Raw genomic sequence first — 15,445 nt, forward strand, 5'->3', positions numbered from 1 at the left:
GCACTTTTTGCCCACCCTTGGGCAAAACCGGTTCGATCAAGCAGGCAACGGCCCAATCAAAATTTGTATTCGAGCATCCCGCTCAATGTGCGACCGCGGGCCAGGCTCAGGTTATTGGCATCGCCCATGGCGACGAAATAGGCTTCATCGGTGGCGTTTTCCAGGGCCATGGCGATGTTCAATTGGTCGGTCATCCAGTAGCTGGCGTACAGGTCGTAGACGGTGTATTTGGGCCACGTCGCCTGGTCGATGAACTGGTAACCCTGGCTGTTCAGGTTTTCACCATTGCCCGAGCTGTAGCGCACGCGCATCCCGGTATCCAGGCGTTTGTCGAGGAACCTCGCACCGACGGTCAGCGAGCCGCGATCGGCGGGCATGTAGGTGGCGTTACCCATGATCCGGCCGCAACTTTCCTTGGCGTTGGCCACCGGGTCGTCCAGCACTTCATAGGTGGTGACTGGCCGGATACCGATGCGGCCGTTGGGCAACGTATAGCGTTCAAGCCGGGTGGTACTCGGGCCGTTTTTCTTGGCGCCGCCCAGGTAATAGTTCTTTGAGCAGAAGTCATTACTGCCAATCATGTGGGTGTAGCTGAGGTTGGTATAGGCGCGGCCCATGTCATAGTTGAGCTGGTATTCCACGCCCTTGAAGCGTGTGTCGTTGAGGTTGTTGGTGTACGCCATGATGCCGTTGAAACCGCCCACCGACGTTTCCGGCAAGCTCACACTGGTGTTGAGGAAGGAAAAATTTTCGATCTTGGTATCGAAGTACGCCACCTTGATGCCCAGTCGATCGTTATTGAAAAACAACGATTCCTTGAGCACGTTCAGGCCCACTTCCCAATCGCGAGATTCCTCTGGCTTGAGGTACGGATTGGGGAATACCCGCTCACCCGACCCACCGCCGTGAGGCCGGCCGCTCATGAAGGTTTCCGTGACAGCCGGTGGCCGCCAGCCCTTGCCCCAGCGGGTATACAGTTGCAACCAATCGACCCCGGGCTTGATACCGATACCGAAGGTGGGGGAAAAACGCCCTTCCTCACGGTCGATATCGAAGATGTCCTCGACCCGCTTGGCGCCCACGGTACTGGAGTAAAAACGGTCACGCTTGTACAGGGTCATGCCCGTGACGCCCTCCAGCCGATAGCGGTCGTAGCGCAAGCCCGCGTCAAGGGTCAGCCAGTCGTCGTACTCGTATTGCAGATTGTTGAACAGGCTGGCAATGGTGCGCTTGCCAGCCGGATCGGCGCCAGCAGCATAGGGCAGAGAGCCGAAATTGTTGGTGTTGGTGGACTCGATCTTGTTGGTCCGCGGCTTGAATTTGTCCTGGTACATCTCCAGGCCGTAGTTCCAACTCAAATGGCCGAAACGCTCCAGGTCGAATCGTGAGGTGTTGTCAGCTTGCAGGCCCCAAGTGTCGGTCTGGAAATGGTCGGTATAGCCCGGGGTGTAGTTGCCGGAACTGAGGGACGCGGTGTTCGGCGAATTGGCCCGATCCAGTTGCGTGCTGACATAGTAGGCCTTGGCCTTGAAATCGATCAGCGGGTTGTCCGGGCTGTAGCTGTAATCCAGCGCGACGTTTTTCGCGTTGAGGTTGTTTTTGCTGTTACGCAGGTAATACGTGCTCTGCAAATCGTCGGCGATATAGCCCCAGGCATCATTGCTGTCGCTGTCGCTTTCCAGGTAGCTCAGTTGCACCCGCTGATCGTTGGGCAGGTTGAGTCCGAACTTGGCGATCTGCGAGCGGGTCACGCTGCCCGTATCGCCGACTTCGCTATTGAGCCAATCCTTGAACGCCTCGGGTGCGTACTTCTTGGCCCGCAGGTTGCTGCCCAGGTTGTCGGCGTTGTGAGTGCCACCCCGGTAATTACCAAAGTGCCGCTCGCTGTAACCCAGCAACACGTCACCACGCTCATCACCAAAAGCGAACACACCGCTGCCGTTGAAGTTCGTGCCATTGCCCATTTCACCCAGGCCGTTGCCGGCACGAATACGCCCGCCGTACGCCTTGCCATCGGTGAGAAACTCGCTGGCCTCCAGGGTCTTGAAGGTAGCGATCCCGCCGAGCACCGCCGCGCCGCCCATGCCCGACTGACTGCCCTTGTCGATCTCTACACTGGAAACAAACTCCGGATCGATTAGCATCGTGCCATTGCGTTGCTGGTGGCCGTTGACGTTGAAGTTCTGGCGCATGCCGTCGATGTTCATGTTGACCCGGCCGTAGTCCTGCACACCGCGAATGTTCACCGACAGGCCCGGGTCGCGCTGATTGACGGCGGTGTAGACACCGGCAGTTTCTTCCAGCATGTCGGCGGCGTGCCGAGGTGGGCGTTTATCGATCTGATCGCGGGTGATCACCGCAACGGAGCGCGGTGTCTGGTACACCCAATCGCTGGCCTGCCCTTCGTTGTGGCCGGTGATGGTGGTGGTACCCAGGGCCATGGCGCCGCCATGTTCGGCACTGACGCGGTTCAACGTAACCTGGCGTTCACCCGTAAACCGGTATTCAACCGGCGCACTGCCCAATAAACGGGCCAAGCCCTCCTGAGCGCTGTAACGCCCCTTGAGCGCGAGGCTCTGCAGGCCTTGCAGGCGTGCACTGTCGAACAGCACTTGCACACCGGCCTGGTCAGCGAAGGACAGCACCGCGCTGCCCAGAGATTGAGCGGGGACATCGAACATCAATATGGCGGGCCGCGAAACTTCCTCCGGGGGGTCGGCGGCATACGCCTGACCCGCCGTGACAAACAGCCCCAAGTGAACGGCAAGGGCCACCCGGCTACCGGTGGTGCGCACCCTGATGATTGCAGACATCTTCGTTATCCCTTCGCTGACCGCTCTTTTATGCGAATACTTCTCAACTAGAAAGACGTGTCAGGGCCAGGAAGTCAGTAAGGTTTTTTGAAGATTCTTTCGGAAGGAGGGAAATAACGAAGCCGGAAACTGACGTCAGTAGATAAGGCTGACACCGGCCAGATCGAACCGCTTGACCTGCAACTCTTCGGTCAAGGTGCCCAAGGCGGCGTCGAGCATGTCGAGGCGGAACACCCCGCTGACCTCGCGATCAGCCAAGTCTGCGTTGGTCAACACCACGCGACCGGGGCGATAGCGGTTAAGTTGCTCGATCACCTTGGTCAACGGCAGGCGATCAAACACCAGCACGCCGCGGCGCCAACTGGTGGCACGTTGCAGGTCCAGAGTGTCGAGGGTCGTCACCCCGTCCCGGGGGCTGTAGCGTACCGCCTGTCCTTCCTTGAGAATCGCGTCGGTCGAGCCCTTTTGCGGCGGCGCATGCAGCGTCACTGCCACGCTGTGTTGCAGCACGCCGACCCAGGCCTGCTGATCGTCCTCGCGCCCGACCACAAACCGCGTGCCCAAGGCGCGGGTTTGACCGCTGGCGCTCTGCACCACAAAGGGCCGGGTTTCGTCACCCGTCATCGGCGCCACGTCAAAAATCGCCGAGCCGGCCAGCAGACTGATGCGCCGCTGGGTTGCGTCGAAGTCCAGGCGAATCGCGCTGGAGGAATCCAGCTCGACAGTGCTGCCATCCGCCAAATGCACGGTGCGGACTTCGCCCTTATGGGTCAGGTAGTCGGCTTGCGTTTGCAACAACGCCTCCGGCCCGCGCACCCACCCAACGCCGACCACCACCAGCAACAGCGCGACACTCGCCGCCACGCGCCAGCTTCTGCGGCGAGGGGAACGCCCCATGGGCCCACTGACAGCATCAGGACGTTGGCGCGAGGCAAGTGCTGCCGGATTGTGATGCGCGTCACCCAGCGCGGCCCACGTCTGCTCGGCGTACCGCAGGGCCGATTCATGGCGGCTGTCCCGGGCAATCCAGTGCCGCAGTTCAGCCTGTTCGTGCTCATCAAGGGCACCGGCGTGCAAGCGCACCGCCCATTCGGCAGCCGCCTCGGTAATGCTGTGCTGTTGCGGACCCTGGCTATTCACGTGTGAATCTCAAACTCTCGTTATGTACGCTGTGACGTTTGACCTTGAATTCTTCGGTAATTCATTCGTCAGTTGGCATTACCTCTTCGTCCTGCAAGCGTTGCATCACATAGGCCAGGGCCTTGGCCAGATGCTTTTGCACTGAACTGTCGGAAATATCCAGATGCCGGGCGACCTGGGCATGGGTCATGCCCTCGATACGGTTGAGACGGAAAATCTGCCGGGTTCGCTCCGGCAGTTCCGCCAGTGCCTGCTTCAATGCCTGTCGCTGTTGCTGCGCCATTGCCTGAGCCTCCAACCCAGCCACATTATCTTCAATCTCGGCCAGCGCCTCGTGGGGCACGGAGTCAGTCTTGCGCCGCGCTTCCTGACGAATATGGTCGATCAACAGATTGCCGGCCGTTCGATAGAGATAGCCCCGGGAGTTGTCGATGCGTTCACCGGCAGGCTTTTGGGCCAAGCGCAGAAAACTCTCCTGCACCAGGTCCGCGGCCAGCTGCGGGTCGCCCACCCGGCGCGACAGATACCCGCGCAAGGCATCTGCGTGCCGGAGAAACAGGCCCTTGAGATCCATGTCCGACAAACCGACTCCCTGGTATGGAAAGGAAACAAGCGGACATATTAAGCGTTATCGAGAATTATTTTCAATTGAAATCAATTCGTGAATGGCGAAAGGTTGCGTTCATTTCTCGTTCGATAATCGAACAATTACTCACACCCAACGTCGCAACAATTAACTATCTGGTACATTTTGTCCCCGCAGGCTGACGTCGCTCGGTCCAAGCCAAAAACAACAGTGGAGACACCTTTATGCCCCCCATCGTGCTGGTGCTTAACGGCCCCAACCTGAACCTGCTCGGCACCCGCGAGCCGGCCACTTATGGCCATGAAACCCTGGCCGACATTGCCGCCCTGTGTGGCCGTAGCGCCGAGCAGTTGGGCCTGAAAGTGGAGTTCCGCCAGACCAACCATGAAGGCGAACTGCTGGACTGGATCCACGGTGCCCGCACCCGCTGCGCCGGGATCGTGATCAACCCGGCGGCCTGGACCCACACCTCAGTGGCGATCCGCGATGCCCTGGTGGCCAGTGAGGTACCGGTGATCGAGGTGCACCTGTCCAACGTGCACGCGCGGGAACCCTTTCGTCATCACTCTTTCGTGTCACCGATTGCCAAGGCCGTGCTCGCCGGATTCGGCAGCCACGGCTACCACCTGGCACTTGAGCATTTCAGCCAGATCTTGAAGAGATGAGTCTTATGCCCCAACGCCGAATTCTGGCCGGCCTGATCGGCGCCGGCATCCAGGCCTCGCGCACCCCGGCCCTGCACGAGCAGGAAGGTGATGCCCACGGCTTGCGCTACCTGTATCGCCTGATCGATCTGGATCAATTGCACCTGGACAGCAGCGCCCTGCCCGACCTGCTCAAGGCCGCTGAACAGATGAGCTTCACAGGTTTGAACATCACCTACCCGTGCAAGCAGGTGATCCTGCCACTGCTCGACGAACTGTCACCCGAGGCGCGGGGAATTGGTGCGGTCAATACCGTGGTGCTCCACGACGGCAAACGCATTGGCCACAACACCGACTGCCTGGGATTCGCCGAAGGGTTCCGCCGAGGCTTGAGTGGCGCGGCGCGCAAGCAGGTGGTGCAAATGGGCGCAGGCGGTGCAGGCGCGGCGGTGGCTCATGCGTTGCTCAGTGAGGGCGTCGAACGATTAAGCATTTTCGATGTGGACGAAGGCCGCGCCCGAAGCCTGGCCGATAACCTCAACCAGCATTTCGGCGCCGGCCGAGCCCAGTCGGGCAGCGACTTGCACCACGCCATGGCCGAGGCCGACGGCCTGGTGAACACCACCCCCATGGGCATGGCCAAGTTGCCAGGTATGCCGGTGCCGCTCGCGACGTTGCGACCTGAGTTATGGGTGGCGGAAATTGTCTATTTCCCGCTGGAAACCGAACTGCTGCGCAACGCTCGGGCGCTGGGTTGCCGCACCTTGGATGGCGGCAACATGGCGGTGTTTCAGGCGGTGAAGGCGTTTGAGTTGTTCAGTGGCGAAGTGGCCGATGCGGGGCGAATGTTGGCGCACTTCCAGAGCATGAATACCTCTGTGTAGAAACCGGATCAAAAATGTGGGAGCGGGCTTGCTCGCTCCCACATTTGTTCTGTGTTGCATTCAGGCCTGCAGGTAACGCAACACCGACTCGCAAATCATCGCCCTATGCCGCTGCTTGACCGCCTCGTCCGACAACTCGATCTGAAAAATCTCGCTGAAGGTGTGGCGGTTGGACACGCGATAAAAGCTGAACGAATTGATCAGCAGGTGGACATCCAGCGGCTCCAGGCCTTCGCGAAACACCCCCAACTCTGCCCCTCGGCGCAAGGTCGCGCCGAGCGCTTCAAGGATGTTGCTGTTCATCGCCTTGATCGCATCAGACTGTTTCACGTACTCGGCGTTGTGGATATTTTCGATGCTGACGATCCGCACGAAATCCACATTCTGGTCGTGATGATCAAAGGTGAATTCCACCAAGCGCCGGATGGCTTCCCGAGGCTCCAGCGCCGTCAGGTTCATCCGCGCTTCGGTGTTGCGAATATCGCCGTAGAGTTTCTCCAGCACCTCGACATACAGCTGTTCCTTGCTGCCGAAGTAGTAATAGATCATGCGCTTGGAGGTATCGATGCGCTCGGCAATGGCGTCCACCCGGGCACCGGAGAGGCCCTGCTGGACAAACTCGACAATCGCTTCCTGGAGAATATTCTCGCGGGTCTTCTCCGGATTGTTCTTGCGTCCCTTGCGCGGCGTCGATGACGTTGCTGGGCGTTCGGAAGTCGAGTTCATGGTGCGCTCACGGCCATTTATGCAGGCCGTGATTATGGGCCGCCACGCACGGCGAAGGAAGCACCAAGGCCTTACAACTTGGCCTGGCGCACGGCGCCGCTGCGGGACTTGGCCATGGCCGCCAGGCGCACCGCCACATTGGCCGCGCCATAACCGGCATAGCCGTTCTTGCGCTGGATGATTTCGAAGAAAAACCGCCCTTCGAACGGCTCGGTGTACACATGAAACAACTCGCCGCCCTGGGCGTCACGGTCGTAAAGCACGTTGTAGTAGGCCAGTTCGCTGAGGAACTGGTCATCGAAATCAAAGCGTGCGGCCAGGTCATCGTAGTAGTTGAGCGGGATATCCAACAGCGGTACGCCGGCCTGTTTGGCCCGGCTGACCTCGGCAAAAATGTCCTCGCAGTCGAAGGCGATGTGATGCACGCCCGAACCACGATAGCTGGACAGGGCGTGGGAAATCGCGGTGTTGCGGTTCTCGGAGATATTCAGCGGCAGGCGAATCGAACTGCAGCGGCTGCGCAACGCACGGCTTTTCACCAGGCCGTAGGGGTCGGGCAGCACCACTTCATCGTCGGCCTCGAAATCCAGCAGGCTTTTGTAGAACAGCACCCAGCTGTCGAGGCTGTCGGCAGGCAAAGCCATCGCCATGTGGTCGATACGCAGCAAACCGCCGCCATTCGATGTAGAGGCTTGCAGGTTGAAATCAGTGTCGTAGATCCCGCCTTGGTCCTGGTCCACCAGATAAATCAGGCTGCCATCGGGCGCGCGCACCGCCGCGAGTTCCAGCTCGTTGGGGCCGACCAAACCGCGATAAGGCTGCCCCTTGTAGGCCACCGCCCGCTCCAGGGCCTTGGCGCTGTCCTTGACCCGAATCGCCGTGGCGCACAACGACGGTCCGTGGGCTTCGAAAAAGTTGTGGGCAAAGGAATAGGGTTCACAGTTGAGGATCAGGTTGATATCACCTTGGCGCAGCAGGCTGACATGCTTGGAACGATGCTCACCGACCTTGACGAAGCCCAGACGCTGCAACCATTGCGTGAGCTTGGCGCCGAGGTTTTCATCCACCGCAAACTCCAGAAATTCGATGCCGTCGTACTCACTGGCAGCCGGTGTTTCAAATAGCGTTTCAAGTTGTGCGGCCGGCGCGGCTTCCTGCGCCAGGCGCTGGCGAGTCTTCTCTTCCAGGTACAGCAACGAGCGCAAACCATCGGCGGCATTGGCCCGGGTGGGTGCGGCGCGAAAGCCGTCGTTGAAGATCTCCAGGGACAGAGGCCCGGTGTAGCCGCTCTTGATGATGGGCGCGAGAAAGCCCGGCAGATCGAACTCACCCTGGCCTGGGAAGCAGCGAAAATGCCGGCTCCACTCCAACACATCCATCGCCAGGATCGGTGCATCGGCCATTTGCACAAAGAAGATCTTGTCCCCGGGAATCTCGGCGATGGCACTGGGATCGCCCTTGAGGGACAGGGTGTGAAAACTGTCCAGCAACACGCCGAGGCTGGGGTGATCAATTTGTCGCACCAGGCTCCACACCTGCTGCCAGGTATTGACGTGCCGGCCCCAGGCCAGGGCTTCATACCCAATGCGCAAGCCACGACGGCCGGCGCGTTCGGCCAACAGGCTCAAGTCATCCAGCAGGATGCGTTCGTCGCCGAGCGAATCGGCTGACGCATTGCTGCACACCAGCACCAGGTCGGTGCCCAGTTCCTGCATCAAATCGAACTTGCGCTCGGCCCGCTCCAGGTTGTGTGCCAGGCGCTCGCGACGGCAGCCTTCAAAATCACGGAAGGGCTGAAACAAGGTGATAGCGATACCCAGGTCGGCGCACATCTGCCTGACTTCCCGCGGGCTGCCGTCGTAATACAATAAGTCATTCTCGAAGATTTCCACGCCATCAAACCCGGCGGCGGCAATGGCTTCGAGCTTTTCCGGCAGGGTTCCGCTCAGGGAAACGGTGGCAATGGAACGTTGCATGGGGTGACTCCCGGCAATAAAGGCAGGTCTTGTTTGCGGCAAATTATTGGCTTCGACTGTCCTCGGCGTAAATTAAAATGTACCAACCAGTTAGTTTTATGGGCGATTATCGAACACAATGGCCATTGGCGAATTGACGATTTTTTAGCCACTGCGCACCATCGACCGCACCTTGAACCGCGCTTTCATTGGACGGGCTCAAGGGATCAAGACCCAGAACACACCATAAAAATTTCAAAAAACGGGTACCTCATCATGCCTTCGCAAAACTCCGCCGTGGCCGCGCGCCCTGGCATTCCCCATAGCGGCATCGGCGACAAGATTCGTGGTGCCCTGGCCGTCGGCAAGACTCGCTGGGGCATGCTGGCCCTGGTGTTTTTCGCCACCACCCTGAACTACATCGACCGTGCCGCCCTCGGGGTGATGCAGCCGATCCTGGCCAAGGAAATGAGCTGGACGGCGATGGATTACGCCAATATCAACTTCTGGTTCCAGGTCGGCTACGCCATCGGCTTTGTGCTGCAAGGCCGGTTGATCGACCGGGTCGGCGTCAAGCGTGTGTTCTTCTGCGCGGTGCTGTTGTGGAGCATCGCCACCGGCGCCCACGGCCTGGCCACCTCGGCAGTGGGTTTCATGGTCTGCCGCTTTATCCTCGGGCTGACCGAAGCCGCCAACTACCCGGCGTGCGTCAAGACCACCCGCCTGTGGTTCCCCGCCGGCGAGCGAGCAGTGGCCACCGGGATCTTCAACGCCGGCACCAACGTCGGCGCCATGCTCACACCGATGCTGTTGCCGCTGATCCTCCACGTGTGGGGCTGGCAGGCGGCATTCCTGTGCATGTCGGCGCTCGGGGCGATCTGGCTGATTTTCTGGGGTTTGAAGTACTACAACCCGGAAGAACATCCGAGCGTTAAGCAATCAGAACTGGACTACGTACAGCAGGAAGTTGAGCCGGAACAACCCCGTGTGCCGTTCAGCCGCATCCTGCGCATGCGCGGCACCTGGGCCTTCGCCCTGGCTTACGCGATGACCGCCCCGGTGTTCTGGTTCTACCTGTATTGGCTGCCGCCGTTTCTCAACCAGCAATACAACCTGGGGATCAACGTGACCCAGATGGGCATCCCGCTGATCATCATTTACCTGACGGCGGACTTCGGCAGCATTGGCGGCGGGATTCTGTCTTCGTTCCTGATCGGCCGTGGGATGAACGCAATCAAGGCGCGATTTGTGTCGATGCTGCTGTTCGCCTGCTGCATCGTCGGGGTGATCATGGCCGCCGGTTCCAGCCAGCTGTGGGTCGCGGTATTTGCCATCTCCCTGGCCATCGGCGCGCATCAGGCCTGGACCGCCAACATCTGGAGCCTGGTGATGGACTACACGCCCAAGCACATGATGAGCACGGTGTTCGGTTTTGGCGGCATGTGCGCGGCCATCGGCGGGATGTTCATGACCCAGATCGTCGGGCATATCCTCACGGTCACGAATAACAACTACACGGTGCTGTTCACCCTGATTCCGGCGATGTACTTCATCGCCCTGATCTGGATGTACTTCATGGCCCCGCGCAAGATTCCTACCGTCGACGCCTGATTCGACTCAACTGCGCCGCTGCTGCCAGGCAGCGGCCAGGCCGCTCAGGCAAATTACCCCGATCCCGACCACCGTGGTCAGGTTCGGGGTATGCGCGAACACCAGCCAGCCCAACAACCCCGCAAACACGATCTGGCAATAGCCGAACGGCGCCAACAGGGCCGGTGCCGCAAAGCGGAACGCCTTGGTCAGCAACAAGTGCGCGGTCATCCCGCAGGTGCCCAGCGCCAGCATCAACACGCCATTCCACAGGCTTGGCACTTGCCAGAAGAACGGCACCAGCGCACTCATCACCAAGGTGTTGCACAAACCGGCGAAGAAGTTACTGGTGGTCGGGCTGTCGTACTGGCTGAGGATGCGCGTGAGCAGTTGGTAGAAGCAGAAAAACAACGCGGAACACAACGGCAGCAACACCGCCGGCGTAAACAGTTCACCGCCCGGGTGAACAATGATCAAGACGCCGACAAAGCCGCAAATCACCGCCAGCCATTGGCCACGGGTCACGTGCTCGCCCAGCAACGGTACCGACAATGCCGTCACCAGGATCGGCGCCAGGAAGTTGACCGCCGTGGCTTCGGCCAACGGAATGAATTGCAGGGCCGTGGTGAAGAACAGGCTGGTGCCCAGCAGGCACAAGGCCCGTACCACTTGCAGTCCGGGCCGTTTACTGCGCAACACCCGCAGCCCGGATTGCGGCAGGAAGATCCCGGCCATCAACAGCGTATGCACCATGTAGCGAGCCCACACCACCATCACAATCGGATAGAAACCGGCCAGGTATTTGGACAACGCGTCGTGGCTGGAAAACAAAAAGGTCGCCACCACAATCAACAAAATGCCTTTGAGGGGATGGTTGACGCCGGAAAGTGGAGTACTGAGGGTCATTGTGTTCTCTTGAGTGGCAGGCTGAAATGACCGCCGCAAACGGGGCACAATCTAGAGCCGTGCGTACGTCTATCTCAAGAGCATAACCAAACACTGTTCGAACAGCGCACTAAATCGCGGGAATCGAGTCGAACGCTGCACGCGGCCCCACCACTGTGCGTTATTTAACCAAGGCTTTTTCATCATGAAAAAAACACTGTTGCTACTGTCCACCCTTGCCCTGCTCAGCGCCTGCAACAAAGAAGCTCAGGACAATAAGCCCGTCCCTAAAGTGCCTCCCGCCTCAGTTCAAGCCACCCTGGTTCCCGAAACCCTGCCTACCGACAAATGGGTTGGCCAGTGGACGGGCGTCGAAGGCCTGAACCTGACCATCAGCAAGGACGACACCATCGGTCGCGGCCACTACGTGCTGACCATGCAATACGGCCTCGATGCAGATGACTCGGGGACCTTCAAAGGCGTGGCTACCGAAGACGGTATCAGTTTTACCCGCCCCGACGGCCCACAAACCCTGCGTGCCGGCGACGGTGAAGCCACTGGCCTGAAGTGGCTGGCCGATAAAAAGAACTGCCTGGTGGTCAATAGCGGCGAAGGTTATTGCCGTCCATAACATCCTTGGGCTTAGATAGCGTCAGACAGCCGGACTGGCGCCAACCCGACTCACCAACAACACTGATCTGCACGTTTATCAAGAGGATTGCCACATGCTATGGAAAAAAGGCCGACGCAGCGACAACGTAGTCGATGCCCGCGATGACAGCGGCGCTGGCGGTGGTGGTGGCATGCGCTTTGGTGGTGGCAAGGGCCTGAGCCTGACGGCCATTGTGCTGATCGTCGGCATCGGCTGGCTCACCGGCCAGGACCCGATGCAAATCCTCGGGCAACTCAGTGGCCAACTGACCGAGCAAGCCCCCTCGGTCAGCCCGCAGACGCGCCAGTCCCCTCCGGCCAATGATGAACAAGCCGACTTCGTCCGCGCCGTACTCGGTGACACCGAAGACACCTGGGGCCAGGTGTTCCAGGAAAACGGCCTGACCTACAAGAACCCCAAGTTGATCCTGTTCCGGGGCCGGGTGAATTCCGCCTGCGGTGGTGCAACGTCCGCCAGCGGCCCGTTCTATTGCCCGGCTGATCAGCAGGTCTACCTCGACCTGGACTTCTTCCGGGAGATGTCTCAGCGCTTCAAGGCAGCCGGCGATTTCGCCCAGGCCTACGTGATCGCTCACGAAGTCGGACACCATGTGCAGACCTTGCTCGGGATTTCGGCGAAGATTCAGGCAGCGCGTCAACAAGGCCGTCCGATGGAAGGCGATGGCGGCTTGCTGGTACGCCAGGAGCTGCAAGCCGACTGCTTCGCCGGGGTCTGGGCCAATCGAGCGCAGAAGCGCCTGAACTGGCTGGAGCCGGGGGATATTGAAGAGGCACTGAATGCGGCGAATGCCATCGGCGACGACCGTCTCCAGCAACAAAGCCAGGGCCGTGTCGTGCCGGACTCGTTCACCCACGGCACGTCGGCACAGCGGGTCCGCTGGTTCAAGACCGGCTTTGCCAATGGCCAAATCAACCAATGCGACACCTTCACCGCCAAGAGCCTCTAAATGAATAAGCGATCGGGTCTACTGCTGGGCTTGTTGATGACATGCTCCTCCGCCTGGGCTGCCGAAGAGGGGGTCAAGGTCATCAGCCCCGATCGCTTTCATCTGGAGGCCGGTGACCTGAGCCTTGGCCTGAGCCAGGATTGGCGTCAGCCACTGCCTCAGGTGACCCGCGCACTGATCATCATCCACGGCCGGCTGCGCAATGCCCAGACCTACCTGAAAAGCGGTGAAGATGCGGCCCAGAGCGCAGGGCAAAGCGCCAATACCCTGGTGATTGCACCGCAGTTTCTCAACGAGTCCGATGTTAAACGCAACCAGTTGAACACCCAGGTGTTGCGCTGGCACGGCAATGACTGGATGGCCGGCGAGCCCTCCATCGGGCCTGGCCAGGTCAGCTCCTACGGGGCGCTGGACCAGATCATCAAGCACTTGGGCAATCGCAAGCTGTTCCCGGCCCTGAAGGAAATTGTCGTCGCCGGCCACTCGGGTGGTGGTCAGGTCGTGCAGCGCTTTGCCTTGACCGGCCACGATCACCCGACCTTGAAAACCGAAGGCATCAGCTTGCGCTATGTGGTCGCCAACCCGTCGTCCTACGCGTATTTCAGCCCACAGCGTCCGGTGAAATTCGATGTCGCCAGTTGCCCGGGCTTCAATGACTGGAAGTACGGCATGCAGAAGCTGCCGGAGTACGCCAAGGGGCAAAGCGCCGAGGTGCTTGAGCAAACGTATGTGGCGCGCGACATCACCTACCTGCTGGGCCAAAAGGACACCGATCCCAATCACCCAGCGTTGGACAAGAGCTGCGAGGCCGAAACCCAGGGCCCGTACCGACTGATTCGCGGGCACAACTACTTCGATTACCTCAAGCAACGGCATCCGCAGTTGAGCCACAAGCTGGTTGAGGTGCCCGGGGTTGGGCATGACGGGGACAAGATGTTTACCGCGCCTGAGGGGCGCAAGGTGTTGTTCCCATAGCCCCTGAAGAAACCGGATCAAAATGTAGGAGCTGGCTTGCCTGCGATGACGGTGTAACAGTCAACATCAGTGTTGAATGTTAGTCAGCCATCGCAGGCAAGCCAGCTCCCACATTTGATTTTCATTGTCTGGTCTAGATCATCTGGCGCAACACCGCACAATCCTCGGCATGCCAGTCGGCCAGTTCAGGCCATGGGTTGTCGGGTAGATTAACCAGCACGGTTTTAGTCCCCGCCGCCCGACCGCAATCCAGGTCGAAGCGATAGTCTCCCACCATCACCATCTGACTCGGCGCAACATCCCAAGCCTGTGCCAGTTTCAGCAGGCCACCCGGATCAGGCTTGGGTGGGGCATCATCACGGCCCAGCACATCCTCGGCCGCAAAACAGTCGGCCAAGCCGATGGCGTGCAGCGTCACATGGGCCAGCTCCCGGGCATTACGGGTCAGGATGCCCAGGCGATAACCACGCTGCGCCAATTCCCGCACCAACTCCACGGCACCGGTCGCGGCAACAGAACCCACCGCCAGGTCCCGCTCATGTTCCAGCAACCAGGCATGCTTGGCCGCCGCTTCAGCAGCAGGCAACGCTGCCAGGTGCGTAAGGATGTCGTCACTCGCCGGAATATCCAGGGCCACGCGAATGGCCGCAAAGTCATGTACAGCGACGGTCAGGGTGCCGTCCATGTCGAACACCCAATACTTAACGTCACCCAGGCTCATGCCCAATCCTTGCGGTGGCGAATCAAGCCTTCCTGAGTCACCGATGCCACCAGTTGCCCGGCACGGTTGTATACGCTGCCCCGGGAGAACCCACGGGAATTACCGGCCCATGGGCTGTCCATGGCGTAGAGCAGCCAGTCATCGGCGCGCAGGTCGCCATGGAACCACAGCGCGTGGTCGAGGCTGGCGACTTGCATGTCTTTCTGCCACACGGTCTTGCCATGGGGCAGCAACGAAGTGGTCAGCAGACCGAAGTCCGATGCATAGGCCAGCAAGTATTTATGCAGCGCCGGCGAGTCGGCCAAGGCGCCGTCGGCGCGAAACCACACATATTTGACCGGATCAGACGGCTGCGGGTTGAACGGGTCTTTCTCGGTCACCGGCCGTACTTCGATGGGCTTGGGGCACAGCAATTTTTCGCGCATGTGCTCGGGAATCAGGTGCGCCCGCTGTTGGGTCAGCTCCAGCTCCGAGGGCAGGTTTTCCGGACCGACCACCTGAGGCATGGTCGTCTGGTGCTCGAAGCCCTCTTCGTCGTACTGGAACGAAGCGCTGCAGGTGAAGATCGGGTTGCCCTTCTGGATCGCCGTCACCCGGCGCGTGCTGAAGCTGCCGCCATCGCGCACCCGATCGACCTGATACACCACCGGTAACGCTGCATCGCCTGGGCGCAGAAAGTAACCGTGCAAGGAATGCACATGCCGCGCTTCTTCAACGGTCTGGCTCGCCGCCGACAACGATTGGCCCAGCACCTGACCGCCGAACAGTTGGCGAAAGCCCAGGTCCTGGCTGCGGCCGCGAAAGAGGTTTTCCTCGATCGGTTCCAGGGTCAGCAGGTCCACCAGATCTTCCAACACTTGGCTCATAAAGCAATGCTCCTACAACAATCTATTGGGCATTCCGGGCT

14 protein-coding genes are annotated in these 15,445 nt (G+C 60.0%); 6 read left to right on the forward strand and 8 right to left on the reverse strand.

Annotation, left to right across the window (positions count from 1 at the left end; translation table 11 throughout):
- Positions 1–56: 56 nt before the first annotated feature.
- The 3 genes from GNF76_RS19710 to GNF76_RS19720 form a co-directional block, all read right to left on the reverse strand.
- The gene (locus tag GNF76_RS19710) at positions 57–2,813 is read right to left on the reverse strand and encodes a TonB-dependent receptor (protein ID WP_155584788.1); all 2,757 of its coding nucleotides are present in this window, start codon (positions 2,811–2,813) and stop codon (positions 57–59) included.
- Between the two features lie 135 nt (positions 2,814–2,948).
- Positions 2,949–3,953, reverse strand: a complete 1,005-nt coding sequence (locus GNF76_RS19715; protein WP_178123432.1) for a FecR domain-containing protein — start codon at positions 3,951–3,953, stop codon at positions 2,949–2,951.
- Between the two features lie 61 nt (positions 3,954–4,014).
- Positions 4,015–4,536, reverse strand: coding sequence for an RNA polymerase sigma factor (locus GNF76_RS19720; protein ID WP_155584789.1), 522 nt, complete (start codon positions 4,534–4,536; stop codon positions 4,015–4,017).
- Positions 4,537–4,763: 227 nt separating this feature from the next.
- Between GNF76_RS19720 and aroQ the strand changes: the two genes are divergently transcribed.
- Together aroQ and GNF76_RS19730 are read left to right on the forward strand one after the other, a co-directional pair.
- Positions 4,764–5,204, forward strand: coding sequence for a type II 3-dehydroquinate dehydratase (aroQ, locus tag GNF76_RS19725; protein ID WP_155584790.1), 441 nt, complete (start codon positions 4,764–4,766; stop codon positions 5,202–5,204).
- 5 nt (positions 5,205–5,209) lie between these two features.
- Positions 5,210–6,067, forward strand: coding sequence for a shikimate dehydrogenase (locus tag GNF76_RS19730; protein WP_379652573.1), 858 nt, complete (start codon positions 5,210–5,212; stop codon positions 6,065–6,067).
- Positions 6,068–6,127: 60 nt separating this feature from the next.
- Here GNF76_RS19730 and GNF76_RS19735 read toward each other — a convergent pair whose 3' ends face one another.
- Together GNF76_RS19735 and quiC are read right to left on the reverse strand one after the other, a co-directional pair.
- Positions 6,128–6,793, reverse strand: a complete 666-nt coding sequence (locus GNF76_RS19735) for a TetR/AcrR family transcriptional regulator (protein WP_155584792.1) — start codon at positions 6,791–6,793, stop codon at positions 6,128–6,130.
- A gap of 71 nt (positions 6,794–6,864) precedes the next feature.
- Positions 6,865–8,769, reverse strand: a complete 1,905-nt coding sequence (gene quiC / locus GNF76_RS19740) for a 3-dehydroshikimate dehydratase QuiC (RefSeq protein ID WP_155584793.1) — start codon at positions 8,767–8,769, stop codon at positions 6,865–6,867.
- 255 nt (positions 8,770–9,024) lie between these two features.
- On the opposite strand from quiC, the gene GNF76_RS19745 reads away from it, so the two are divergent.
- Complete coding sequence (locus GNF76_RS19745; protein WP_155584794.1) at positions 9,025–10,359, forward strand: MFS transporter; 1,335 nt, start codon at positions 9,025–9,027, stop codon at positions 10,357–10,359.
- Between the two features lie 6 nt (positions 10,360–10,365).
- Here the strand turns inward: GNF76_RS19745 and GNF76_RS19750 are convergent, their stop codons facing one another.
- Complete coding sequence (locus GNF76_RS19750; RefSeq protein WP_155584795.1) at positions 10,366–11,244, reverse strand: DMT family transporter; 879 nt, start codon at positions 11,242–11,244, stop codon at positions 10,366–10,368.
- A gap of 184 nt (positions 11,245–11,428) precedes the next feature.
- On the opposite strand from GNF76_RS19750, the gene GNF76_RS19755 reads away from it, so the two are divergent.
- From GNF76_RS19755 to GNF76_RS19765, 3 genes are all read left to right on the forward strand, one after another.
- A complete protein-coding gene (locus tag GNF76_RS19755) occupies positions 11,429–11,854 on the forward strand; it encodes a lipoprotein (RefSeq protein ID WP_155584796.1) in 426 nt (141 codons plus the stop codon).
- 94 nt (positions 11,855–11,948) lie between these two features.
- Positions 11,949–12,842 carry a KPN_02809 family neutral zinc metallopeptidase gene (gene ypfJ, locus GNF76_RS19760; protein WP_155584797.1) on the forward strand — a complete coding sequence of 298 codons (894 nt, stop codon included), beginning with the start codon at positions 11,949–11,951 and terminating at the stop codon, positions 12,840–12,842.
- Positions 12,843–13,817, forward strand: coding sequence for an alpha/beta hydrolase (locus GNF76_RS19765; protein ID WP_155584798.1), 975 nt, complete (start codon positions 12,843–12,845; stop codon positions 13,815–13,817). It abuts the gene before it with no gap.
- Between the two features lie 133 nt (positions 13,818–13,950).
- Here the strand turns inward: GNF76_RS19765 and GNF76_RS19770 are convergent, their stop codons facing one another.
- Together GNF76_RS19770 and tesB are read right to left on the reverse strand one after the other, a co-directional pair.
- Complete coding sequence (locus GNF76_RS19770; protein WP_155584799.1) at positions 13,951–14,538, reverse strand: HAD family hydrolase; 588 nt, start codon at positions 14,536–14,538, stop codon at positions 13,951–13,953.
- Positions 14,535–15,404 (reverse strand): acyl-CoA thioesterase II, encoded by an 870-nt coding sequence (gene tesB / locus GNF76_RS19775; RefSeq protein ID WP_155584800.1) that lies wholly within the window; start codon positions 15,402–15,404, stop codon positions 14,535–14,537. Before tesB ends, GNF76_RS19770 begins: the two co-directional genes overlap by 4 nt.
- Between the last annotated feature and the right edge of the window lie 41 nt (positions 15,405–15,445).

The organism is Pseudomonas spelaei, assembly GCF_009724245.1.
GTDB classification, from domain to species: domain Bacteria; phylum Pseudomonadota; class Gammaproteobacteria; order Pseudomonadales; family Pseudomonadaceae; genus Aquipseudomonas; species Aquipseudomonas spelaei.

Excerpts from the sequence above, each read along its gene's own strand:
- GNF76_RS19710 (WP_155584788.1), bottom strand. The coding sequence starts at position 2,813 with ATGTCTGCAATCATCAGGGTGCGCACCACCGGTAGCCGGGTGGCCCTT.
- aroQ (WP_155584790.1), top strand. The coding sequence starts at position 4,764 with ATGCCCCCCATCGTGCTGGTGCTTAACGGCCCCAACCTGAACCTGCTC.
- GNF76_RS19730 (WP_379652573.1), top strand. The coding sequence starts at position 5,210 with ATGCCCCAACGCCGAATTCTGGCCGGCCTGATCGGCGCCGGCATCCAG.
- GNF76_RS19735 (WP_155584792.1), bottom strand. The coding sequence starts at position 6,793 with ATGAACTCGACTTCCGAACGCCCAGCAACGTCATCGACGCCGCGCAAG.
- quiC (WP_155584793.1), bottom strand. The coding sequence starts at position 8,769 with ATGCAACGTTCCATTGCCACCGTTTCCCTGAGCGGAACCCTGCCGGAA.
- GNF76_RS19745 (WP_155584794.1), top strand. The coding sequence starts at position 9,025 with ATGCCTTCGCAAAACTCCGCCGTGGCCGCGCGCCCTGGCATTCCCCAT.
- GNF76_RS19750 (WP_155584795.1), bottom strand. The coding sequence starts at position 11,244 with ATGACCCTCAGTACTCCACTTTCCGGCGTCAACCATCCCCTCAAAGGC.
- GNF76_RS19755 (WP_155584796.1), top strand. The coding sequence starts at position 11,429 with ATGAAAAAAACACTGTTGCTACTGTCCACCCTTGCCCTGCTCAGCGCC.
- ypfJ (WP_155584797.1), top strand. The coding sequence starts at position 11,949 with ATGCTATGGAAAAAAGGCCGACGCAGCGACAACGTAGTCGATGCCCGC.
- GNF76_RS19765 (WP_155584798.1), top strand. The coding sequence starts at position 12,843 with ATGAATAAGCGATCGGGTCTACTGCTGGGCTTGTTGATGACATGCTCC.
- GNF76_RS19770 (WP_155584799.1), bottom strand. The coding sequence starts at position 14,538 with ATGAGCCTGGGTGACGTTAAGTATTGGGTGTTCGACATGGACGGCACC.
- tesB (WP_155584800.1), bottom strand. The coding sequence starts at position 15,404 with ATGAGCCAAGTGTTGGAAGATCTGGTGGACCTGCTGACCCTGGAACCG.